Here is a 22,672-nt window from a genome sequence, read left to right on the forward strand (position 1 = left end):
TGGACCTTTTCGGACAAACGGATCGCGTTCCGCCGGGGCTACCGCACCATGCCGTAGCCACCGTTCACGGGCACGAGCTGACCGGTCATGTAGCGCGCCGAGTCGCTGGCGAGGAAGACGACGACGGGAGCGATGTCCAGGTCGGCGTCACCTGGTTCGCCACCCAGCGGGATGCGTCGGCGGACGGACTCCAGGTACTCGGTGCGGTCGGCATCCGACATCTGCGCGAGTCGCTCACGTGCCAGGGGTGTCCACACCACCGGGAGGACCGCGTTGACGCGGATCCCCAGCGGACCCCACTCCATGGCGACCGCTCTGGTCCAGTTGTGCACCGCGGCCTTCGAGGTCGAGTAGGCGGCGCTGCGCAGGCTGGGGTGGATGCCGGAGTCAGAACCGAAGTTGACGATGGCTCCGCCGGTCCCGCGCATCGCGTGGTACGCGGCCTGGTTGGTCAGCATGGTCCCGCGGACGTTCACGTTCATCGTGCGGTCCCAGAGCTCGTCGTCGATCTCGTGGGCGGCCGCGATCAGATCCACCCCGGGGGTGTGGACCAGGACGTCGAGCCCGCCGAGCTCCTCCCCCGCCGTGGCGAACGCCGTGGTCACCGACTCCCTGTCGGTGACGTCGCACCGCACGAAGTGCACCTCTCCGGGGCCCGAGGAGGGGGTGACCTGCTCGTCGTCCGCGGCGGCGACGTCCATCGCCACCACCCGCGCTCCCTCACGCACGAATGCGCGCAGCACGGCCGCACCGATGCCGCGAGAGGCACCGACGACGACGATCCGCTTCCCGATCAGTTGCATGGAACTCCTCCACCTGGCTCGTCTCCACGGCCGGACCACCCGGCCGTGCGCCCCTCCGGGGAGCACCACCCGCCGGGCCGTAGACCTGCGGGACACCCCCCTCCGCGCCCGAACGAGCGGTCGCCCCGGACCCGCCGCCGATCGGGTTGATCCCGATCACGGACGTTCCGAGCCGCGCGGGCGCCAAGCATCGTCGGCCCGCTCAGTCCGTCGACGGCGTGGAGGCGCCGATCTCCGCGAACAGGTGGGCGTAGTTCGGCCCCGCTTCGGTCGGGTCCATCGCCATCAGGTCCCCGTACTTCGGGACGTGGGAGAGCATGCCCCCGTCGACGGCGATGATCTGACCGGTCACGAACCGCGCCTCGTCGGAGGCGAGGAAGACCACGACATCGGCTTGCATCTCCGGGGTGCCGGCGTACGGCGTCAGGAAGTGGCGCACGTACATCTCCCGGAACTCCGCCGTCGTGTTCTCCATGGCCCCCGGCGTGAGCGTCATTCCCGGGGTGACGGCGTTGCACCGGATGCCGCGCTTGCCGAACTGGGTCGCCACCGACCGGGTGAGGGAGTTCAGGCCCGCCTTGGATGCGCCGTACGCCGCCATCACCAGTTCCCCCGACAGGCTCGACGCGCTCGAGGTGTTGACGATCGAGCCACCGCCCCTGGCGAGCATCCGGGGGATCGCGTGCTTGCACCCGAACATGGGCCCGCGGAGGTTGATCCGCATCGTGTGGTCCCACACCTCGGCGTCCATGCTCAGCAGGCCGAGATCCCTGCGGTAGACCTCGCCGGTGTCGGCGGCGTTGTTGTGCAGGACGTCCAGCCCGCCGAACTCACGGACGGCGACCTCCACCATCTCGACGACCTGCGTCTCCTCGCCGACGTCGACCCGGACTGCGATCGCCCGGCCCGCGTCCGACCCCAGCGAGTCGACCACGTCCTGGGCGCCCGCGAGGTTGTAGTCGGCCACCACGACGGAGGCCCCTTCGTGGACCATCGCGCGCACTGTTGCCGCGCCGATCCCGCCGGCACCGCCGGTGACGATGGCGACCTTGCCCTCCAACTTGCCCACTTCTCGTTTCCCTTCTGTTGCTCGTTGTCGGCCCGTCGATCGGTCCATTCGTTCAGGCCGCAGTGACCGACCCGGCGATCGTGCCGGTCTCCAGGTGGTAGGTCCGGGTGGCGAAGTCGCTCACCCACCGCATGTTCTGCTCAGCGAGCAGCACCGCCATACCGGTCGCGCAGAGCTGCCTGATCGCGGTGAAGACGGTCTCCGCCATCGCGGGCGCGAGTCCCGCGGACGGCTCGTCGACCAGGAGGACGGTCGGCCTGCTGACCAGAGCCGTGGAGATGGCGAGCATCTGCCGCTGGCCGCCGCTGAGCAGGCCGGCTCGTGTCGAGCGCCGTTCCCCGAGCACCGCGAACCACGTCCAGACCTCGTCGAGATCGGGGGCCTGCCGGCCGCGGACGCGAGCGAGTCTGGCACCGAGCAGGAGGTTCTCCTCCACCGTGAGGTCCCCGAACACCGGCGCACCCTCGCGGACCAGGCTGACCCCCAGCCGGGCGACGCTGCTCGCGCCCTCCGCGGTCACCTCCCGCCCGGAGACGGTGACCGCGCCGTCGACCGCCCGGTGGACCCGTGCGAGCGAGCGCAACAGCGTCGACTTGCCCGCCCCGTTGTGCCCGAGCACGGCGACGATCTCGTCGGTGTGCACTGCGACGTCGACACCGCGCAGGGCCGGCGCCTGCCCGTAGTAGGAGGTGAGACCTGCACACGCGATGGCGGCCGCCGCCGGCTCGCGGACGCCGTCGGCGCTCACGTCGTCACCCCGATGTGCCGCTGCAGCGCCGCCGGGAGGTTCTCCGACGTCGGATCCGTGCTGCGGGCGGTGACCGTGCCACCCTCCAGGACCGCGACCTCGTCGCAGACATCGAGGACGAAGCGCATGTGGTGCTCGACGAGCAGGACCGCACGCCCGGATCGGGCGACGTCGGTGAGCGCGAGGCCGAGGCGGTGGATCTCCGCATCGTTCAGGCCTGCGGCGGGCTCGTCGAGACAGATGACCTCGGCCCCGCCCGCGAGTGATCGGCAGATCTCCACGATGCGCTTCGTACCCAGCGAGAGTGACTCGGCGGGCGCGTCCAGCACGCCCGCGTCCAGCCGGAGCAGCGCGGCGACCTCGTCGACGGCCGCCCGACGCTGCTCCTCGCGGAGCCCGTACCGGCCGCCGGTGAAGACCGAACGCAGCACACCGTCGGCCCGCTCGCCGGCGAGCAGACCGACCTCGATGTTGCGCCGCACCGACAGCTCGTCGATCACCCGTGGCACCTGGAACGTGCGGCTCACGCCGGTGTGCGCGACCTGGTGGGGCCGCATCCCCGCGACATCGCGGTCGCCGACCTGCACACGGCCCCCGTCGGCCCGGTGGAACCCGGTCAGGATGTTGATCACGGTGGTCTTTCCGGACCCGTTGGGCCCGACGAGCCCGAGGATCCGGCCCGCCCGCAGCTCGATGTCGACGCCGTCCACCGCGACGGTGCCACCGAACGATTTGCACAGGCCGGTCGCCACGAGCAGCGGCTCGCCCCGTACGACTCCGGCACGGGCCTCGGGACGCCCCGCCGTCGGCGCGGGTTCCGCAGGGGTCCCGTCCCGCTCGGTCGTCGGCCCACCACTGATCTCGACGACCGGTCGACGGCGTCGGACCACCTCGCGGAGGGTGTCCAGCCCGGAGGGCAGGGCGAGGACCACGGCCAGCAGCAGCAGGCCGAGACCGAACTCGTTGAACTCGCTGAACGGGCCGACCAGCTGCGTGTACCCGGACAGCAGCATGGTCGCGACCACGACTCCGACCACCGACCGTCTGCCGCCCACGATGACCGCCGCGACCAGCACGAGAGTGAGCGACAACCCGAAGAAGCCGGCTATGACGACCTGGTTGACGTAGGCGAGCAGCCAGCCCGCGAGGCTCGCCGGCACGGCGGACAGCACGTACACCCAGGCCTTGGTGGTGCGCACGTCGACACCGGCCGCCTCGAGAGCCAGAGGGGCGTCGCGCAACGCGCGCAGCCGCGTGCCCCAGGTGGACCGGACGATGTTCCAGACGAAGAGGGTGGCGAGGACCAGCACGACCAGTGCCACCACGTACAGGCCACGGGGGCCGGCATCGACCAGGAACTCGAAGCGGCGCACCCGCAGACCGTTCTCACCACCGGTCACCTGGGGGAAGGACTCCACGACAGCGGGGATGACGAACACGGGGAAGAACGAGATGATCCCCAGGTAGAGCGCGCTCAGCCGGATCCCCGGCAACCCGAGCAGGAGCCCGGCGAGCGCACCGGCGAGCAGCGCCACAGGAAGGGTGACCAACGCGTCGAGTCGGGTGTGGACGTTGAGCCAGCCGACGACGTAGGCGGCTGTGCCGACGATCGCGACGTGTCCGACCATGAACTCGCCCGCCACCTGCATGGTCAGGTAGAGGCCCAGGGCCGCGACCGCATGGGCGACGACGACCTCGAGCTGGAAGAGCGTGTAGGCGGGCGCGCCCAGCGAGATGACGGCCGCCGCGAACACGACGGCCCAGGCCGCCCCGGCGGGCCGGACGACCCGGCGGGCAGTGGCGATCACCATGGTCACACCGTCCTCAGCACGCGACGCCCGAGCAGGCCCGTCGGCCTGAGCAGCAGCACGACGAGCACCAGCGCGAGCACCAGCGGGTCCACGAGGTTCGTCGAGCCGAACACCGGGGTGAACGCGACGACGAGCCCGATCAGCACGCCCCCTGCCATCGCCCCCGCAAAACTGCCGAAACCACCGATCGCCATGGCGGCGAACCCGTAGATGAGCAGGCCGGTGCCGACGAAGGGTGAGGCGAACGAGACCGGTGAGATCAGTACCCCGGCCAGTCCCGCGAGGCCACCCGCCAGGGCGAACGTGCCGAGCACCACGGCACCGAAGGACACCCCGGTCAGCTCGACACCGGTCGGGTCGGAGTGGGCCGCGCGCAGGATCCGACCCGCCTCGGTCCGGCGCATGACCAGCTCGAAGACCAGCGCCACGACGGCGAGCACGACCACCATCACGAGGTAGACCCGCCGTACCGGCACCCCGAACACATCCAGGGGCGGACCGTCGAGGTAGGCGGGCACCGTGCGCTCCTCGGCCCCGAACCCGAACTCGACGAGCGCCTCGACGACGATCATGAACGCGAGCGTGGACACCATCACCGCGAAGTGCTCGTTGGTCCCGCGCCCTCGCAGGGGACGCACCGCGACCCGCTCCGACACCACCCCGAGAGCGGCGACCAGGACGACCGCGCCGATCGCCGTCACCGTCCACGGCAGTGCGAGACCCACCGTCCCGACGTGCGCCAGCACGGCGCCGAGGGTGACGAACGACCCGATCCCGAGGTGGAAATACCCGGTCGCCGAGTAGACGAGGGTGAAGCTCAGGGCCATCAGGGCGTACACGCTGCCCAGGCCGATGCCGCTCTGGAGCGAGACGAAGAACGTCTGCACGCTCACGATCCGGCCGGACCCGTCAACCGCGTGCCCTCATAGGTTCCGTCGACCGGCTCCCCGATGACGTTGAGGGCGTACTGCAGTGCCGGGTCGATCCGCGAGGCGTCGTGTGCGTCCGGGCCGAAACGAGGGCCCTGGCCGACGAAGAACAACCAGGGGATCTCCGCTGCGGCAGGATCGTCGCCGAGGCGCTCCAGCGCGTCGCGCGCCGCGACCTGGTCCATCTCCCCCGCCGACTCGAACGCGTACTTCAGCGCCAGGACCATGTCGCCCCCCACCGAGCTCGCGGTGATGGAGCTCAGGTCGCCGTCCGTCGCCCGGATCGCCTCGATGAAGCGTGTCTGCGCATCGGAGAGCATCCCGTCGGTGCGGGTGGCGGCCATCGCGCCGGTCCAGCGGACCCGCGGCTGGACCTCGGCCGGCACCAGCTCGGCCAACGGGGAGGAACCCCAGCCCAGGGTGCCCACGATCTGCGCGTCGTTCCAGCCGAGGTCGACCAGTCCGGTGGTGAGCACCCCGATGGGCGTGCCCTTGAGGTTCCCGGTCAGCACCTCCGCGCCCGCGGCCCGCAGCAGCTGCAACTGGGTGGTGTAGTCACGACCGCTCGGATCGAGCAGTTCCCGACCGACGACCTGCAGGCCGTACTCGGCGGCCGCCGCCGCCATGCCGGCGTCGACCGCCCGTCCGGTGTCGTCGGCCGGGTTGACGAGGCCGATGCGCGTCGCACCGGTAGCGGCCACCGCCTGCAGGGTCGCGCGGGTGTCGGCGGCCGCGGTGCTGGCGAAGGAGAAGCTGAACGGGTGCTCGGCGACGTCCTCGGTCGTGTCGGCTCCGGTGGATCCGCTGGTCACCGACACGATCTCGGTGGAGTCGACCACTGCGAGCACGGCGGCGTTGAGGCTTCCGGTCGCCTCGGCGACGATCGCGTCGACCGAGGCGGGGTCGGCGAGCACCTCGCGCATCGCGGCGACCGAGCGCTGAGCGTCCGAAGCCGAGTCCCGGATGTCGACCACGACCCTGCGGCCGAGGATGCCGCCGTCCTGGTTGACGATCATGGCTTGGGCCTGCAGGCCGGAGAGCAACGGCGTGCCGACCGGTCCGAGTGCGCCGGTGAGGGGCAGGACTCCCGTGATGCGGAACTCGCCGTTCCGATCGCTTCCGCCGTCGTCGCCGCCACAGGCCGTGAGTACGAGCGCGACGGACAACGCCATGACGGCCGCGGTGCTCTTCCATCTCCGTTGCATGGTCCACCTACCGTTGGTCGTCTGCGTCGTGTCGGTGGGTCGAGATCACTCGCCCTCCCGGCGTCGTCGGCGACGCCGGGGATCCTCCTCGACAGGACGGTGGCCACCCGCGTACCTCCGCGGGCGGGTGGTGCTGATGCTGGGGGCCCGGGGCGGACCTGCTGCTCCGCGTTCCCGGATGACCGTGAGCCGGGCCACTAAGACCTAATCATTGGTATGTTGGCGCGTCAAGAGCCGTTCTGGGTACAGCGTGGTCCTAGAGCAGGTCGAGAACGGTGCGGGAGCCGGCACCACGGATGAGGTAGTCCTCGGACTCCTCGAGGTGGCGCCGCCACAGCTCCCGGGCAGCCTCGTGGTCACCCTGTTCGATGAGGTCGACGAGGCGCACGTGGGTGCGGTGACCGAGACGCTGCGCCCGCTCGGTCTCCGAGCTCTGCGGATCGGCGACGACCTGCTCCTCGCTCCCGGCCTCGACGATGTGGCGCACGAGGTCGGTGAGCAGGGCGACGGTGTGGTTGCCTGCCAGGTGCGCCACGAGCCGGTGGAACCCCATCAGGTCGCGGATGCCCGACACCGCATCGGTGTCGGCGGTCTGTTCCAAGGCCCCACGCAGCGTGGCCACGTCATCGGCGCGGCGGTTGCGGGCCAGCAGCGCGGCGCAGGACGGCTCGAGAACGGCTCGGGCCCGGTACACGTCCGCGAGGCTCGCTCCGCGCGAGGCGAGCACCAGCGCCGCACTGCGGGCGGCGACGCTCCCGTCCGGGCGGTGCACGATCGCGCCGCCCTGCGCTCCCCTGCGGACGGTGAGGAGCCCCTCGGTCTCCAGGACCCGGAAGGCGTCGCGCAGGGTCTGGCGCGCGACCTGGAAGCGCTCCATCAGGACCGCCTCCGGCGGCAGCGCCGTCCCGTCCTCCATGGAGGTGATGATGCGTCGGCGCAGCTGAGTGGCGATGAGATCAGCCGCGCGTTGCGGTCGCACGGGTTGCAGTCCGGTCAGCTGCTCCGCCTTCACGGCGCCCCGGCCGTCCGACCGGGGATCCTGACGACCCGACACCGACACCGTCCCCCCGCCCGACGGCGGGAGCGAGAGCCGGTCGGCCTGCACGTCCCACGTCTGCGCTACGCAGTTTAGGGGTGTCCCACGCAGGTCCGGCCCGGGAGGCCCCGGTCCCGAACCCCGCCGATCGGCACCGGTCACGGCGGCACCGTCCGCCGGCCGCTCCCCAGCTCGGCCACGACCAGTGCCGTGTGCTCACCGAGCAGTGGCGCCGGCCGCAGCGGCCCGGCATCCTCACCGGAGAACTTCACCGCCCGCCCGACGACCTGCACCGCTCCTCCGGACGGGTGCTCCACGGGGAGCACCATGTTCCGGGCCGCGATGTGCGGATCGGCGACGATGTCCGCGGCGGAGTGCACGGGGCCACAGGGGACGTGGTCGGCCAGCGCGCGCACGACCTCCGCGCTCGACCGCTGCCGGCTCCACCCCTCCACGATGCCGTACACCTCCACCGTACGGGCCAGGCGTGCGGCGTTGGTCGCGAAGCGCGGATCGGAGCCGAGCTCCGGTCGTCCCGCGATCCGTGCGAGCGCGGCCCAGTGCCGGTCCGACGGTGCGGCGATCGCCACTGCGCCCGTCGCCGTCCGCACGACGCCGTAGGGGCACAGGAGCGGATGGGAGTTGCCCTGCGGGACAGGGCTGCTCCCGGTGATCGAGTACTGGTGGACGATCCGCTCCGAGAGCGCGAGCACCGCGTCGTAGAGCGCGACGTCCACGTAGCGGCCGACGCCCGAGGCCTCGGCCTCACGCACGGCAGCCAGGATCCCGACCGCGGCCAGCGCCGCCGGGAAGATGTCCCCGACGCCCGGTCCCACCTTCATCGGGTGGGCGGCGTCCTCCCCCGTCACCCCCATCACCCCGCCCATGGCCTGAGCGATGATGTCGAAGGCCGGGCGTTCGGCGTGCGGACTCGCTCCTGTCCGCGGGTCGCCGAACCCTCTGATCGAGGCGTAGACGAGCCCAGGACAGCGCTCGTGCAGCACCTCCCAGGAGAGGCCGAACCGGTCCATCACCCCGACCCGGAAGTTCTCGACCAGCACGTCGGCCGTATCCAGGAGGCGGAGCAGGAGGTCACGACCGGCCGTGGTGCTCAGGTCGGCGACCACACCGCGCTTGTTGCGGTTCACGCTCGCGAAGTACCCGCCGTACGCACCCGGTGGGTCGAGGTGCGGGCCCCACTGCCGGGCCACGTCGCCGTGCGGTGGCTCCACCTTGATGACGTCGGCGTCCATGTCGGCGAGCAGCATGGTGCAGAACGGGCCGGCGAGCACCTGTGTCAGGTCGACCACCCGCAGGCCGGCCAGTGGTCCGGGCACGTCAGGTCGGGATCACGGGGAAGATCTCGTCGTCGAACTCCTCGTCGAGTCGGAGGTCGATCCCCTGGGTGTTGTTGGACGCCGCCCCGTTGTAGAGCGTCTCGGCCGGGAAGAAGGTCACGGCGTACACCCAGCGGGTGGTGTCGGTGATGTTGTCCCGGGCGGAGTGCACGGTGAGGAAGTCGTGCACCGTGACGTCGCCGACCTGCAGGTCGATGGCCGGCGAGATCGGGTAGCGGTCCACGACGTCGGGGTAGAAGTCGACGATGTCGATCCCGTCCTTGCGCAGGCCGAAACGGCCGAGCGGACCTGCGGCGACCGACCCGCTGAGGAAGCGCATGCTGCCGCGCTCCGCCGGGCAGTCGACGAGCGGGATCCACAGGGTCAGGGCACCTCCCCGGTCGAACGGCTGGTGCGGGAGGTCCTGGTGCCACGGAGTACGGGAGCCGCCGTCCTGGGCGGGCCGCTTGGCCATGAAGATGTCGGTGTACCAGCGGAGCGCCCGTCCGCCCGTCAGGCTGGTCGGGATCGAGCCGATCTCCCGGGACTGCGACACCGTCCGCAGCCACGGGTGTTCCCGGGCCGCGCGCGGCCACGCGGAGTAGCGCGAACCGCGGCTGTTGAAGCGGGGGTCCTCGGCGTCGGCTCCCATGTTCTCCTTGGCGATGACCAGGAGCTGGTCGGTGAGCCGTCGCGGGATGACCTGCTCGAGCTTGGCCCAGCCGTGCGTACGGAAGTGGTCGATCTCCTCAGGGGCGAGCGAGCGGATGCCGCTCAGGTCGACCTCTGCGACGTCGTTAGGCATGACGTGTCTCCTCGTGGGTCTCGGTGGTGCGAAGGGGCGGTCGATGGGCTCATGCGAAGCGGATGACCAGCTGGCCGTCCTCGACCGTGGTCTCGGTGCCCAGGGCGGCCGACTCGCCCGCTGCATGCGCCAGCACGCGTTCCTCCACATCGGACCCGCGTTCGGCGAGCAGCGGGAGCTGCTTGCGGAAGCGCGGTGTCGGCGTGGCCGCGTCGTCACTGAACTGGGTTCCTCCCAGTGGCTCGACCGGTTGCACGCGGATCTCGCGCAGCCGGGCCAGGTCGTCGAAGACGCACAGGTGGACCGCCGAGCCTCCGGCCCCCTGCAGCCGCGCACCCAGCGGCCCGCCCTCCGCGAAGGCCTGCCGGGCGCGCCGGGACCGGATGTCGAGGTAGTCCGCGGCCGTGCTGTCCGCGTCCAGCCCGTAGCGCAGCCGTTGGGAGAGGGGGATCTCGCGCACGGCCTCGGTCTGCAGGAACAGCCCGGGCAGGCCGTGCAGGATCGGCTTGTCGCGATAGATCTCCACCCCGCCGAAGGAGGCGCCGTTGTTGAAGAAGACGTCTGCGCCCGCGTCGATGGCCCCGTGGGAGAACGCCGAGACGTACCCGTGCACGCCGTCCTCACCGTGGCTCTGGTCGTGCAGGCCGACGAGCACGATGTCGGCCTGCCTGCGAGCCTCGCGGACGGCCTTGAACAGTCGGTCGAGGTCCTCGGCGCACGGCTCGGTGTGCTGCCCGGGTGCGTCGTCCACCACGAACTTGCGTCCGAGGAACCACACCTGGTCCTCGGTGTCCTGTTCGACGTCGAGGTTGCTCGCGGACCCCACGAGCGGGTGGCTGCGCCAGAACCCCAGCCGCCGGTAGGTCTTGTCCTGCTCCCAGCCCAGCTCGCGGCTCATGGTCCGCAGGTTCTCCAGCTGCGCGCGGGTCACGTGTGCGACCGCGGAGTAGCGCAGGAGGTTGAGCCCGGGGCGCGAGCGGAAGGGGGGTTGCTCGTCGGAGGCCAGTACTCCCATCGGCCAGGGGAACCCCAGGCCCAGTGCACCGCGTGGACCCCAGTCGCATGCGGCGACGAAGGCCACCCGCAAGCCGGCGGGGGTGTCGATGTAGCCGGGCTGCGTCGCCTCGGTCAGGCTGGCGCCGATCCCGGTGAACGGCAGCCCGGCGGCGCGCAGCGCCTGCACGGTGGACAGCACACCCGCATCGCCGAAGTCGGAGACGTGGTTGTTCGCCGCACAGACGGCATCGATGCCCATGAAGCGCAGGTCGTCCAGCATGTCCGGTGTGCCGGCCATGTACGTCGCCGCCCACCCGTGGCCCGCGACGAACGCGGGCGGCGTGTCCGGATCGGGGATGGTGCACTCCAGGTTCGCCAGCGTGACGTCGGCGGCCCGCAACAGGTCCACGGTCTGCAGGAACCGGGGATGGGCGTTGCGTCGGACCGACTGCGCGATGAACGTGTTGCCGGTGAGCGCGATGGTGGTCGTGCCCATCACCGCCTCACGTGACGGGCGAAGTCGGGAGCACGCTTCTCGGCGAAAGCGTGAGCGCCCTCCAGTCCCTCGTCGCTCGTGGCGTAGAGGCTCAGCGCGGCCGAAGCGACGTTGGCGAGCCCCGCCTGGTGTTCGGTGTCGGTGTTGAACGAGTGCTTGAGGAACTTGATCGCGGTCGGGCTCATCCGGGCGATGTCCTCGGCCCAGCGGTGGGCCTCCGCCATCAGGTCGTCCGCGGGCACCACCGCGTTGACCAGGCCCCACCGCTCGGCCGTGGCGGCGTCGTACTGCCTGCACAGGTACCAGATCTCACGCGCCCGCTTCTCGCCGACGATCCGGGCCAGGTACGTGGTCCCGAACCCTGCGTCGAAGGACCCGACCCGTGGGCCGGCCTGACCGAAGCGGGCGGTCTCACTGGCGATGCTGAGGTCGCACAGGACGTGGAACACGTGCCCGCCCCCGATCGCGAGCCCGTTGACCGCGGCGATCACCGGCTTCGGGATGTCCCGGATGAGGCGGTGGAAGTAGTCCACCTCGAACATCCCGCTCGCCGTCGGGCCGTAGTCCCCGGTCTCGGCGCGCTGCTTCACGTCACCGCCGGTGCAGAAGGCCTTCTCGCCCGCGCCGGTCAAGATCACGCTGAGCACCGCGGTGTCGGCCCATGCGAGGCGGAACGCCGCGATCAGCTCGTCGATCGTGCGGCCGCGGAACGCGTTGTACCGGGCCGGTCGGTTGATCGTGACGACCGCGGTCGGGCCGTGCACCTCGTAGACGACGTCCTCGAAGTCGTGGGTGTCCATCGCCATCACCTCGCTGTGTGGGGTCGGGGGGTCGTGGGGTGGGAGGTCGGGTCCGTACCGGTGTCGACGGGGAACGCCGCGTCCGGCGCCACGAACAGGAAGATCACGCTCCGCTCCGCGAGGAGCCAGGTGCCGTCGATGCGGCACCAGCGGTCGCGCACGTCGCCCACCATGACCGGCCCGCTGACGACTGCAGGCGGTGGACCCGGAGCGCTGTAGTACTGCACGACGGAGGTGGCGGTGACCTCCTCGTCGTTCCCGACGACGTGCAGGTTGCCGCTCAGGTGCCGGGAGATCCGCTCGGCGTCGGTGGCGATCTCGTCGTAGGCGGCGCGGATCTGGGTGTGGCCCGTCATGGTCCGGCGGTCGAACGTGAGCCGGGCGTCGGGGGTGAAGAACGCGGTGGCGTCGCGTCCTGCGTGGTGGTCGATGTCGTACCACAGAGCGTGCACGCGGCCGGCGATCTCGGCGGCCAGCCGGGGGTCCGTCGCGCTCATCGGGAGGCACCTGCGCGTGCGTCCGCCGCGACGGCGAGGGCGATCCGCTCGATCGTGCCGGGATCCTCGAGTCCGGACAGGTCGCCCGGGTCCAGGCCAAGGTAGACCGCCCGCACCACCCGCCGCATGAGCTTCCCGGTGCGCGTGTGCGGCAGGTCGGGTACGACGTGCACGGCCACCGGCACCGACGACGGTTCCAGGACGGCCCGCAACGACTCCCCCACGGCGTCGCCCGACACGGTGGCTGCGCCACCGTCCGGCACGACGAACAGGACGACGGCCGAGCCCCTGCTCGGGTCGGGCACCCCGACGGCCGCCGCTTCCACGACCCCGGGGTGCGCCGTGGCCGCCGACTCGATCTCTCCCGGGCCGATCCGCTTGCCCGAGACCTTGATGGTGTCGTCGGACCGCCCGCGGATGTACCAGTACCCGTCGGCGTCGCGCTCGGCCCAGTCGCCGTGCACCCACAGCCCCGGGATCTGCGACCAGTAGGTCTCGATGTAGCGCTCCGGTGCGCCCCAGAACCCCTGGGTCATCCCGACGAACGGCTTCGCGACGGCGAGCTCGCCCACGCGGCCCGTCACCGGGTTCCCGTCCTCGTCGACGACGGCCGCAGCCATGCCGGGGACCGCGGTGTTGAAGCTTCCCGCCCTGATCGGGCGCGACAGGACGCAGCCGAGGATGCCGCCCGCGATCTCGGTGCCGCCGGCGTAGTTGCTGATCGGCAGCCGGTCGCCGCCGACCGCGGAGGAGTACCAGCGGTAGGTCTCGGCGTCCCAGGCCTCTCCGGTCGAGCAGAGGACCTTGAGACTGCTCAGGTCGAAGTCGGGCAGCACCGACGCCGTGGTGGACCGCAGTCGTCGGACGAGGGTGGGAGGCAGCCACAGGTGCGTCGCCCGGGACTCCTCGACCAGCCGCCACACCTGCTCCGGACCCGGGTGGTCCGGGGCGCCGCTGAACACGACCGAGGTTGCGCCCGCGATCAGGTTGGCCAGCAGGAGGCCGGGCCCGACGATCCACCCGAAGTCGCTCCAGTGGATCGACACGCACCCCACGTCGAGATCGGTGAGCTGGGTGAGATCGGCGGCCATCTTGAGCCCGACACCCGCGTGGTAGTGGACCGTGCCCTTCGGCCGGCCGGTCGTCCCGGACGTGTAGATGATCAGTGCGGGGTCGTTCGGGTCCATCGGGAGGATCGACGCGTCGCCACCGGCCCCGTCGGCCATGAAGCGGTCCCAGCCGACGTCCCGCCCCGCGACCTGCTGCCCGGTCGTCTCGACGCCGGCGTGCCCGATCACGACCACCGTCCCGACCGTCGGCGCTCCTGCCACGGCGACGTCGGCGATGTCCTTCATCGGCACCAGGCGACCGCGGCGGTGGAACCCGTCCGCGGTGACGAGCACGGACGCCTCGCTGTCGCGCAGCCGTGTGCGGACCGGCCCGGAGCCGTACCCGGAGAAGAGCGGCACGACGACGGCGCCCACCGCCAGTGCCCCGAGGTAGGCGACAGCGGTCTCCACGCACATCGGCGCGAAGATGGCGACGCGCTCGCCCGGAACGACGCCGCGCGCCCGGAACGACGCGGCAGCTGCACCGACCATGTCGGCCAGCACGCCGAACGCCACCGTGCGGGAGCGGCCGACCTCGTCGTTGCACACCAGTGCGTCCGCGTCGGCCCGGGTGTCGGCCCACTTGGTCAGCGCGCTGTCGACGATGTTCATCCGGCCCCCGACGAACCAGCGCGGCCACTCCGGGCCGTTCGAGAGGTCGACGAACTCGCGGTACGGGACGGACCAGCGGATGTCGAGCTCCGCCATGGTCGCCGACCAGTACCTCTCGGGTTCGGCGATGCTGATCTCGTACAGGTCCTCCGGCGTCCGGGCGCCCATCCGACGGACGACCCGCGCCATGGGCGAGTCGCCGAGGTAGTCCGGGCCGGGTTGCCACACGTACGCCTCGGGGGACTCGACGTCGTTCATCGGATCGGTGTCCTTTCGGGAGGGCGCTCAGGCCGTGGGCAGGCCGAGGACGTGCTTGGCGATGATGTTGCGCTGCACCTCGCTCGATCCGCCGTAGATGGTGCTCGGCCGCGCGCGGTAGTAGGGGCCGAGGATCTCGAGGTTCCGCCCGCCCAGGTCGACCGGTGATGCGACGCCGCCCGCGGGCCCGGCGATCTCGACGACGAGATCGGCGATGCGTTGGAAGGTCTCCGTCGCCCACAGCTTGAGCATCGACACATCGGGCCCCAGCTCGTGGCCGTCCACCAGGCGCCGGACGTAACCCGCGTAGGCCATGCCGAGGTGGGCGACGTCGAGCCGGAGCGCGGCGAAGCGGTCGGCGAACTCCGGGGAGTCGACGACCCCGCGTGCCGCCGCGACGCGGGCGAGGACCTGGAGGCCGGACTCGGGCAGCTGAGGGCTGCCGACGTGGATCCGCTCGAACCCGAGCACCGACTTCGCCACCGACCAGCCGCGGTCCACCTCGCCCACGAGGTTGCCCCGCGGGATCCGGACCTCGTCGAGGAAGACTTCGCAGAGCTCCTCCTCCCCCGCCATGTCACGGATGCGGCGGATGACGACCCCGGGCGAGGCGAGGTCGAGGAGGAAGAAGCTGATCTGCGCCTGCGGCGCTCCGGCTGCCCCGGTGCGCGCGAGCAGGAACATGTGCGTGACGTCGTAGGCCATCGTGGTCCAGATCTTCGTGCCGGACACGACCCACTCGTCGTCGACGAGGTGGGCGGTCGTGCGCAGGCTCGCCAGATCCGATCCCGCCTCCGGTTCGGAGTAGCCCTGGCAGTAGCGGTGCTCGCAGCGCAGGATCGGAGGCAGGAAGCGCTCCTGCTGCTCCGGCGAGCCGTAGCGGATCAGCGCAGGCCCGATCATCCGGATGCCGTGGTCCTGGAACCGGGCGATGCCGTGGCGCTCCTGCTCGTCCAGGAAGATCAAGAGCTTGGCCGGGTCCAGCCCCATCCCGCCGAACCCGGTCGGCCAGCCCGGTGCGATCCACCCCTTCGCCGACATCCGCTCGTACCACGCCCGCTGTTCGTCCCACAGCAGTCTGCGCGAGGGGTAGCGCAGGTGGCCGGGGTAGTGCGCTTCGAAGTCGGTGCGGACCAGGGCCCGGAACTCCTCGTCGTCGAGCGCGGACCAGTCGCGCTCCTGGCCGACACCGAAACCGGTCATCGCCCGTCCTCCGATCCGACCCCGGCGGTCCCCGACGGGGTCAGGTGTCCGTAGCGGCGCGCGTGCGCCGATGCATTGCCCAGCCAGGAGGCCAGAACGAGCGCACGGTTCACGTGGTGCGCCAGCTCGTACTCCTCGGTGAAGCCGATCGCCCCGTGGAGCTGGATCGCGGCCGCACCCACTGCGAGGGCCGCGGCGGAGGTCCTCGCCTTGGCGCTGCTCGCCGCGAGCGTCCTGGCGGCCGGCCCGACGCCGGGCGTCGCGCGGGTCCGCAGGGCGTCGTCGACGGCGAACTCGCTGAGCTGCAGCTGGACCCACATGTCGACGGCCTTGTGCTGGAGCGCCTGGAAGCTGCCGATCTGCCTGCCGAACTGGCGTCGGTCCCGGAGGTAGTCGAGCGTGAGTTCGAGCATCCGTCCCGTGGCGCCGAGCAGCTCGGCGGCGGTGACGACGACACCTGCGTCGACGGCGGCAGCGAGCACGGTCACCACGTCGTCCCCCCGGCTCAGCACCGACTCAGCGGGGAGCAGCAGGTCGTCGAAGTGCAGCGTCGCCGCGCTGGACCCGTCGGCCATCCGGAGCGGCTCGTGCCGGAGGCCGGGAGCGCCGCGGTCGACCTGGGCGAGTACCGGTTCCGCCCCGGCGAGGGCCGCGACGAGGAACACGTCCGCCGCGGCGGTGGGGACCCAGTGAGCACGACCGGAGAGGACCAGATGGTCGCCGGCCGGCCTCGCCGTCACCGGGAGCCGGTCGATCGCGATCGACGAGACGTCCTGGGCGAGCCCGCCGCGCTCGTCCTGCCACGCGGGCGAGACCAGCACGTCGCCGGCCATCGCCCGTTCGAGCAGTTCGCGGGACGCGGGACCCGTCGCACCGGCGAGGCACGCGGGCACGATGACGCCCGAGGCGGCGAAGGGCTCGGCGCGCCCCGCTGCGCCGAGTTCGCGGGCGACCGCTGCCGCCGCGCGTTCGTCGCCCCCGGCGCCGCCGTCGACCTCCGGGACGGTGAGCCCGAGCCATCCCAGCTCGCCGAAGCGCCGCCACAGGTCACGGTCGAGCGCCCCGTCCGCCCTGGCCCGGACCACGTCGCGGGGCACGACCGAACGCACCACGTCGGCGAGGTCCTCGATACCGGAGACGTCGTCGGCAGGCAGTGCCCCGAGGGCGGTCATGCGGGCACCGCGGAGGAAGTCGCACGCCCGGCGCGGAGGCCCAGAGCGGGAGCGAGGACCTGACCGGTCCGCCTGCCCGGACCGCTGCGCAGCAGGTCCACCACCACCTCGCCCAACCAGGCGCTGTGCGCCGCGGCCGGTCGGCCACCCGTCCAGTCCGACGCCGCGACGCAGTCCGATCGCAGCCACGGCACGTCCCGGACGAACGAGGCGGAGTGCGCGAGGACGCCGTCCTCGCGCACCACACCGCCGGCCGCGTCGAGCACGGCCGCGAGGGGCACGAGGTGCACCAGCGTGGTCGCCGATGCCGCTACCGCTGCCGCCGAGGCCGCGCGAGCGGACACGGCGTGCACGTCGACCAAGCGGCCGTCCTCGGACCAGCGGAGGACCGGCCGCCCGTACCGCAGGCCGGCGCCGTTCACGAGGCAGTCGACACGGCCGTGGCGCTCGAGCACACGGTCGATGAGAGCCTCAGCTGCTCCGGCTCCCGTCAGGTCGGTCGTGACCGTCGTGGCCGCGCGCCCGTCCGACGGACCGGCCGCCCCGTGAGGTGCGGGGTCGTACTGGAGCACGACCTCGGCGCCTCGGGCAGCGGCCGCTCGCGCGACGTCCCGCCCCGCACCGGTCGCGGCTCCCGTCACGACGACCACTCGATCGTCGAGCATCGCTGCCACCCGCTTCCGTTCTGTCCTCGACCGATGGTCGAACTCGCCCGTCCGTGCCTGCCTGTGTCCAGGAACGCCGGACCCAACTACCTAATCATTGGTATGTAACCGCCGTCAATGGCCGCAAGCCGCTTCCCGGGGTCGGCTCAGCCCAGGACGTCGAGCACGGTCTTGCTGCCTGCGCCGCGGACGAGGTAGTCCTCCGACCCCTCGACGTGGCGCATCCACAGGTCTTCCGCACCCGAGACGTCCCCGCGCTCGATGAGCTCGATGAGCCGCAGGTGCGTGAGGTGTCCGGCCCGCAGAGCGCGCGCGGTCTCGTGGCTGGAGGGGTCTCCGGCCACCTGGTCCTCGCTGCCCACCTCGATGATCCGGCGGACCAGGTCGGTGAGCAGCGCCACGGTCTGGTTCCCCGCGAGGTGGATCACCAGGCGGTGGAACTCCATGTGCGCGCGGATCGCCGCGACCGGATCTCCGGCGTCGTCTCCGGTGAGGACCGCCGCACGCAGCGCGTCCACGTCCTCCTGCTCCGATCGGCGCGCGAGGATCGCGGCGCACGGCGGTTCGATCATCGCCCGGGCCTGGTAGACGTCCATCAGGGTCACGCCCTGCGCCTCCAGGAACAGCGCCGCGTTGCGCGCCGCGACCGTGCCGTCCGGCCGGTGGACCACAGCTCCGCCCTGCACCCCGCGGCGCACGGTCAGCAGACCCTCCGTCTCGAGCACCCGGAACGCGTCGCGCAAGGACTGCCTGGCGATGCCGTACTGCTCCATCAGGACGGCCTCGGGCGGCAGCCGTTCACCGTCCTGCATCTCGGTCAGGATCCTGCGGCGCAACAGCGCGCTGACGGCGTCGGCGGCGCGCGGGCGGCGGGCGGGACCGAGCCCGGGACGGTTGTGCGCAGTGTCGTCGGAACGCGATGTCATGCCGGGACCCCCCGCGCCACGATCCGGCGCGGGCCTGTCCCTGTCGCGGCTCCGGCGCGCGGCCGACTATAGCCGTGGCTCGTGGGGCGGGTGCTGCCGTTACGGCTGTCGCGACCCGACGGGCGCGTCCTCATCGGATCCCCAGAAGTAGAGGCGCCTGCCCGCCAGCGTGTCCTCTGCCCAACGCTCGTAGTCCTCCGGTGTCATCGCGAGCCAGTCCGGGGTGTGGGTCACCTGCGCCTCACCGATGCGTCGCCCGAGTTCGACCACGTCGTTGCTCGCAGCACGGCGAGCCTCGTCGTAGGCCGTGCCGGCCTGTCCCCACGACGTGGCCGAGCGAGCCGCCCGTTCGAGAGCGACGGCGTCCATGAGCGCCTTGGTGGCGCCGCTGCCGGTGTGCGGGCGGGTGAGCGCTGCCGCGTCGCCGATCACGACGGCGCCTCCTCGTGAGTAGGACGGGATCGTCAGGTCGTAGATCGGCTGGAGGCTGATCTCGTCCCTCGTGCTGAGCCGCACGAGCGCCGCGAGGTCGGGCGGGTAGTGCTCGTCGAGGAGCGCGAGGAAGTCTGCGTACATCGCGTCGTCGATCTCGCCCGGCGCCACGGAACGCGCAGCAGTGAAGTCCTGGCCCGACGGCGGCGGGGCGTAGATGTTCCAGGTGAGCCTGCGGTGTCCTCGGTCCGTGCGTCCGTCGAAGTTCGGGATCAGGTAGAGGTTGCCGTGCCCTCCCGGGAAGGCGATCATCGCGGCGGCGCGGCCGCTGTCGAGCCGGTCCAGTGCAGCGCTGTCCCCCACCCGCTCCTCGTCGTAGTTCCCGCGCCACAGCACGTAGCCCGAGTAGAGGGGAGCTGTGCCGGGGTGCATGTCCGCACGGACGGCAGAGCGGTACCCGTCCGCTCCGACCAGACCGTCGAAGTGCTCCACCCCGGTCACCGTCCGTACCTCGACGCCATCGCCGGCGCTGCTGAACCCGAGCACGGTCGCGCCATCGCGGTAGTCGGTGTCGTCGACGCCGGCGCGCAGGTTGCGGAACAGGACACCCCAGTTGTTCAGGCGCGCCGCTCCCGGTTGGTCCCAGACGATGCGCCCCTGCGCGGTCCCGTCGACGTGATACCACCAGCGGCGCTCCAGAGCGCACGTCGGGTACTCCGGCGGCAGGTAGCCCTCCCGCACCAGCTCGTCGACCAGCGCCGACGGCACCGCGACGCCCGACCCGCGGTCGCGCAGCTCGCCTGCGGACCGTTCGAACACCGTCACCGCGCTTCCGGCTCGGCGCAGTGCGATCGCGGCTGCGCAGCCCGCGATGCTGCCGCCGACCACGGCGGTCCTGAATCCGCTCAACACCACGGGTCCTCCTCGGACGTCGATGTCATCGGTCTGCCGCCCCGGCGCCGAGGAGGTCGTCGAGAGCATCGACGTGGGGGCGCACCTCGGCGTAGGACGGCAGGATGGAAGTGATCGAGAAGTCGTGCAGCTCCGGGCTCCGGCTCGCGCAGAGGTCCTCGAGGACCGTGACGCGGTACCCGAGATCGGACGCGTGGCGGGCGGTGCCCTCCACGACGTGGTTGGTGGCGACCCCGCCGAGCAGCAGGTGGTCCACCCGCCGCGCGAGCAGCAGGGACAGGAGGCGGGTGCCGACGAAGGGATTGACGCAGCCCTTGTCCACGACCGGCTCGTCCGGCAGAGGCGCGACCTCACCGACTATCGCCGCCTCGGCGGAGTCCGCGAGCATCAGCCGACGCTCACGGAAGGCACCGAACGCGGCCGAACCACTGGTGAGACGGGTGTACCCCGCATCGAAGGCGACCCTCGCGTGCAGTACCGGCAGCCTGGCATCCCGGCACCGCGCAAGGGCGGAGGCGGCGTGGGTGAGAACGCCACGCCGCTCCACCTCCGCGGTGAGTGCAGGTCCTCCGACCCTGCCGTCCGCGCGACACAGACCCTCCTGCAGGTCCATCAGGAGCAGGCACGCACCACCCGCCCGCTCCCCCGCGCCACCGTCGTCGATCCGTCCTGCGCTCATGCGCCGTCCACTCCTCGGTCTCTGACTACGTGCATTGCGACGTGCCCGGAAGGGCGATGGTCGATGATGTGGGCGTGACCGCACCCGAGGCCGGACCGCGCTACCCGAGACTCCGGCAACGGACCCTCGCCGATGAGGTCGCCGGCATCCTGCGCCAGATGATCCTGGCCGGAGAGCTCTCCCCGGGCTGGCGGATGACCCAGAACAAGCTCGCGGACCTGCTCCAGGTCAGCATCACGCCGGTCCGCGAAGCGCTGGTCACGCTCACTGCGCAGGGACTGCTGGAGGCGTCCCCCAACCGGTCCTTCACCGTCGCCCGCATCGGCGCCGACGACGTCCGCGACGTCTACTGGCAACTGGCGACCCTGTCGGGTGAGCTCACCCGCCGCGCGTGCCTGCACCGGGACGACGACCTGGTCGCCGAGCTGCACACGGCGGAGGCCGAACACAGCGCCGCCGTCCGCGCCGAGGACCCCGTCGCCACCGACACCGCGAACCTCCGGCTGCACCGCGCCCTGAACCTCGCGGCATCGGCACCGCGTCTGCTGTTCATGCTGCGAACGGCGCTGCGGTTCATCCCGGACGCCCTCTACGGGCAGGTGCCGGGCTGGGGCGCCCGGGCGGTCGAGGCGCACGCCGTCATCGTGACGGCGGTGTCGGCCGGGTACTCCGACGCCGCGGCGCGTGCAGCGTCCGAGCACGTGCGGCAGGCGGGCGAAGTACTCGTGGACGTACTCCAGGCCAGGGGGTTCTGGGATCCGGAGGTCGACGACGACGCGTCGGTCCACGCACTGGTCGCACGGGCAGCGACCACTCGTCCGCTCTGACTCGACGATCAGCGTCGAGCCAGCTCCTCGCGCCAGATCCGGTCCGCCTCCTCCGCCGCACGGCGGTCCTCGTCGGTCTTCGCGTCGAGGATCGTGCCGTCCGCGCCGAAGTTCACGACGTTGCCGGTCAGGTCGAAGTAGGCGATGACGGGCTCGTCACCCAGGACCTCCAGCGTGTGGATCGAGCCGGCCGGCTCGTAGATGAAGGAGCCCGGGCCCGCGGTCCAGTCGTACTCCAGGTAGTGCCAGGTGCCGCTCACGGTGAGACCGGTGACCGCACCGAGGTGCAGATGGCGGTTCGACACCAGGCCGGGCCACATCCGGAACAGCGAGAACACCCGGTTCTGCTCGGGGATCTCCCAGATGCGCTTGACCTCGGCCCGGCCGTTCATGATGGGCGACAGATCACCCATCTCGGACAGGTCGAACCAGTCGATGTCGTCGGCGTTGATGTGCAGGGTCTCGATCTCGGACGCGGCAGTCATAGCTACTCTCCTGTTGTTCTGATGCCAGATATACTAGATCGGCTTGTGGGCGCGAACAAGTCGCCGGCGCTCGCGTAGATGAACGCTGCTCGACCTGATATACGGTGCACGCATTCGTCCACTGAACGGGACCGGGAGGTACGGGTGCCTGTGCCAGCGGGACCGACCGGCGCGCGGCGCCTGCGCCTGGGCACAACCGCCCGCGACCGGGTCGCCGACGTGCTCCGCAACGCCATCGTGCGCGGCGAGCTCGCAGCCGGCACCCGGATCGACCTCGACGAGGCGGCGGCACAGCTCGGAACCTCGAGGACACCGGTGCGCGAGGCGTGCCTCGCGCTGGAGCACGAAGGACTCCTCACGGTCGCCCCACGCAGCGGCGTGACGGTCGTCGGCCTGACGCGTCGCGACGTCGAGGACAACTTCGCGATCATGGCCGTGCTGTCCGGAACCGCCACCGCGTGGGCCGCCGAACGTCGCACGGGCGAGGAGCTGGATCGGGTGCGGGAGCTCGCGGCCGAGGTGCGCCGGCTCGCGGGAGACGGCGGTCCGGATCTGGAGAGCGCCAACTTCCGGTTCCACCGCGCGGTGCACCGCGCGAGCGGTTCCGTGCGGGTGCTGGCCCTGTTGCGCCAGAGCGGGCGCATCGTGCCGTCCGGGTTCTTCTCACTGGTGCCGGAGCAGGTGGAGTGCTCGCTGCGGGAGCACGACGAGATCGTCGACGCGCTCGCCGTCGCCGACCCGGACCGGGCCCGTCGTACCGCGGAGGCGCACCTGCTGAACGCGGGCCGCCTGCTCCTCGCGCGGGTCGGGGCCGCCACGCCGGTGGAGAGCGGCGCGTGCCCGCCCTCGCCGGGCTGACC

Annotated in this window: 22 protein-coding genes; 2 read left to right on the forward strand and 20 right to left on the reverse strand. The window is 71.6% G+C overall.

Going from position 1 to position 22,672, the window contains the following annotated elements; all coding sequences use genetic code 11:
* Nucleotides 1–38: 38 nt before the first annotated feature.
* The 19 genes from I4I82_RS05195 to I4I82_RS05285 all read right to left on the reverse strand — a co-directional run bounded on the left by I4I82_RS05195 (nucleotide 39) and on the right by I4I82_RS05285 (nucleotide 20,500).
* A complete protein-coding gene (locus I4I82_RS05195) occupies nucleotides 39–803 on the reverse strand; it encodes an SDR family NAD(P)-dependent oxidoreductase (protein ID WP_218595336.1) in 765 nt (254 codons plus the stop codon).
* Nucleotides 804–1,005: 202 nt separating this feature from the next.
* Entirely contained in the window at nucleotides 1,006–1,872 is an 867-nt protein-coding gene (locus I4I82_RS05200) for an SDR family NAD(P)-dependent oxidoreductase (RefSeq protein ID WP_218595337.1), read from the reverse strand.
* A gap of 52 nt (nucleotides 1,873–1,924) precedes the next feature.
* Nucleotides 1,925–2,620 carry an ABC transporter ATP-binding protein gene (locus I4I82_RS05205; protein ID WP_218595338.1) on the reverse strand — a complete coding sequence of 232 codons (696 nt, stop codon included), beginning with the start codon at nucleotides 2,618–2,620 and terminating at the stop codon, nucleotides 1,925–1,927.
* A complete protein-coding gene (locus I4I82_RS05210; protein ID WP_218595339.1) occupies nucleotides 2,617–4,431 on the reverse strand; it encodes a branched-chain amino acid ABC transporter ATP-binding protein/permease in 1,815 nt (604 codons plus the stop codon). The genes I4I82_RS05205 and I4I82_RS05210 overlap by 4 nt, the downstream gene beginning before the upstream one ends.
* A gap of 2 nt (nucleotides 4,432–4,433) precedes the next feature.
* Complete coding sequence (locus tag I4I82_RS05215; protein WP_218595340.1) at nucleotides 4,434–5,324, reverse strand: branched-chain amino acid ABC transporter permease; 891 nt, start codon at nucleotides 5,322–5,324, stop codon at nucleotides 4,434–4,436.
* On the reverse strand, nucleotides 5,321–6,532 hold the full coding sequence (locus tag I4I82_RS05220; RefSeq protein WP_218595341.1) for an ABC transporter substrate-binding protein: 1,212 nt from the start codon (nucleotides 6,530–6,532) through the stop codon (nucleotides 5,321–5,323). The genes I4I82_RS05215 and I4I82_RS05220 overlap by 4 nt, the downstream gene beginning before the upstream one ends.
* A 289-nt stretch (nucleotides 6,533–6,821) precedes the next feature.
* Complete coding sequence (locus I4I82_RS05225; RefSeq protein ID WP_308112767.1) at nucleotides 6,822–7,763, reverse strand: FadR/GntR family transcriptional regulator; 942 nt, start codon at nucleotides 7,761–7,763, stop codon at nucleotides 6,822–6,824.
* Nucleotides 7,760–8,938 carry a CaiB/BaiF CoA transferase family protein gene (locus I4I82_RS05230; protein WP_218595343.1) on the reverse strand — a complete coding sequence of 393 codons (1,179 nt, stop codon included), beginning with the start codon at nucleotides 8,936–8,938 and terminating at the stop codon, nucleotides 7,760–7,762. The genes I4I82_RS05225 and I4I82_RS05230 overlap by 4 nt, the downstream gene beginning before the upstream one ends.
* A 1-nt stretch (nucleotide 8,939) precedes the next feature.
* The gene (locus I4I82_RS05235) at nucleotides 8,940–9,743 is read right to left on the reverse strand and encodes a phytanoyl-CoA dioxygenase family protein (RefSeq protein WP_218595344.1); all 804 of its coding nucleotides are present in this window, start codon (nucleotides 9,741–9,743) and stop codon (nucleotides 8,940–8,942) included.
* A gap of 49 nt (nucleotides 9,744–9,792) precedes the next feature.
* Entirely contained in the window at nucleotides 9,793–11,235 is a 1,443-nt protein-coding gene (locus tag I4I82_RS05240; RefSeq protein ID WP_218595345.1) for a CapA family protein, read from the reverse strand.
* The gene (locus I4I82_RS05245) at nucleotides 11,235–12,035 is read right to left on the reverse strand and encodes an enoyl-CoA hydratase-related protein (RefSeq protein WP_218595346.1); all 801 of its coding nucleotides are present in this window, start codon (nucleotides 12,033–12,035) and stop codon (nucleotides 11,235–11,237) included. Before I4I82_RS05245 ends, I4I82_RS05240 begins: the two co-directional genes overlap by 1 nt.
* A 5-nt stretch (nucleotides 12,036–12,040) precedes the next feature.
* The gene (locus tag I4I82_RS05250) at nucleotides 12,041–12,532 is read right to left on the reverse strand and encodes a nuclear transport factor 2 family protein (protein ID WP_218595347.1); all 492 of its coding nucleotides are present in this window, start codon (nucleotides 12,530–12,532) and stop codon (nucleotides 12,041–12,043) included.
* Nucleotides 12,529–14,511 (reverse strand): AMP-binding protein, encoded by a 1,983-nt coding sequence (locus I4I82_RS05255; RefSeq protein WP_218595348.1) that lies wholly within the window; start codon nucleotides 14,509–14,511, stop codon nucleotides 12,529–12,531. Before I4I82_RS05255 ends, I4I82_RS05250 begins: the two co-directional genes overlap by 4 nt.
* A 27-nt stretch (nucleotides 14,512–14,538) precedes the next feature.
* On the reverse strand, nucleotides 14,539–15,714 hold the full coding sequence (locus I4I82_RS05260) for an acyl-CoA dehydrogenase family protein (protein WP_218595349.1): 1,176 nt from the start codon (nucleotides 15,712–15,714) through the stop codon (nucleotides 14,539–14,541).
* Nucleotides 15,711–16,886, reverse strand: coding sequence for an acyl-CoA dehydrogenase family protein (locus I4I82_RS05265; protein ID WP_218595350.1), 1,176 nt, complete (start codon nucleotides 16,884–16,886; stop codon nucleotides 15,711–15,713). Before I4I82_RS05265 ends, I4I82_RS05260 begins: the two co-directional genes overlap by 4 nt.
* Nucleotides 16,883–17,551, reverse strand: a complete 669-nt coding sequence (locus tag I4I82_RS05270; RefSeq protein ID WP_218595351.1) for an SDR family NAD(P)-dependent oxidoreductase — start codon at nucleotides 17,549–17,551, stop codon at nucleotides 16,883–16,885. Before I4I82_RS05270 ends, I4I82_RS05265 begins: the two co-directional genes overlap by 4 nt.
* 146 nt (nucleotides 17,552–17,697) lie before the next feature.
* The gene (locus I4I82_RS05275) at nucleotides 17,698–18,477 is read right to left on the reverse strand and encodes a FadR/GntR family transcriptional regulator (protein ID WP_218595352.1); all 780 of its coding nucleotides are present in this window, start codon (nucleotides 18,475–18,477) and stop codon (nucleotides 17,698–17,700) included.
* A 99-nt stretch (nucleotides 18,478–18,576) separates the two neighbouring features.
* Nucleotides 18,577–19,818: an FAD binding domain-containing protein gene (locus I4I82_RS05280; RefSeq protein WP_218595353.1), complete on the reverse strand. Its 1,242-nt coding sequence runs from the start codon at nucleotides 19,816–19,818 to the stop codon at nucleotides 18,577–18,579.
* Between the two features lie 28 nt (nucleotides 19,819–19,846).
* A complete protein-coding gene (locus I4I82_RS05285) occupies nucleotides 19,847–20,500 on the reverse strand; it encodes a cysteine hydrolase family protein (RefSeq protein ID WP_225920519.1) in 654 nt (217 codons plus the stop codon).
* A 74-nt stretch (nucleotides 20,501–20,574) separates the two neighbouring features.
* Between I4I82_RS05285 and I4I82_RS05290 the strand changes: the two genes are divergently transcribed.
* Nucleotides 20,575–21,327, forward strand: coding sequence for a GntR family transcriptional regulator (locus I4I82_RS05290; RefSeq protein WP_218595355.1), 753 nt, complete (start codon nucleotides 20,575–20,577; stop codon nucleotides 21,325–21,327).
* Between the two features lie 8 nt (nucleotides 21,328–21,335).
* Here the strand turns inward: I4I82_RS05290 and I4I82_RS05295 are convergent, their stop codons facing one another.
* On the reverse strand, nucleotides 21,336–21,812 hold the full coding sequence (locus tag I4I82_RS05295) for a 2,4'-dihydroxyacetophenone dioxygenase family protein (protein WP_218595356.1): 477 nt from the start codon (nucleotides 21,810–21,812) through the stop codon (nucleotides 21,336–21,338).
* 144 nt (nucleotides 21,813–21,956) lie between these two features.
* Between I4I82_RS05295 and I4I82_RS05300 the strand changes: the two genes are divergently transcribed.
* Nucleotides 21,957–22,670 carry a GntR family transcriptional regulator gene (locus I4I82_RS05300; RefSeq protein WP_218595357.1) on the forward strand — a complete coding sequence of 238 codons (714 nt, stop codon included), beginning with the start codon at nucleotides 21,957–21,959 and terminating at the stop codon, nucleotides 22,668–22,670.
* Nucleotides 22,671–22,672: the final 2 nt, after the last annotated feature.

It is taken from the genome of Pseudonocardia oceani (genome assembly GCF_019263585.2).
GTDB classification, from domain to species: Bacteria; Actinomycetota; Actinomycetes; order Mycobacteriales; family Pseudonocardiaceae; genus Pseudonocardia; species Pseudonocardia oceani.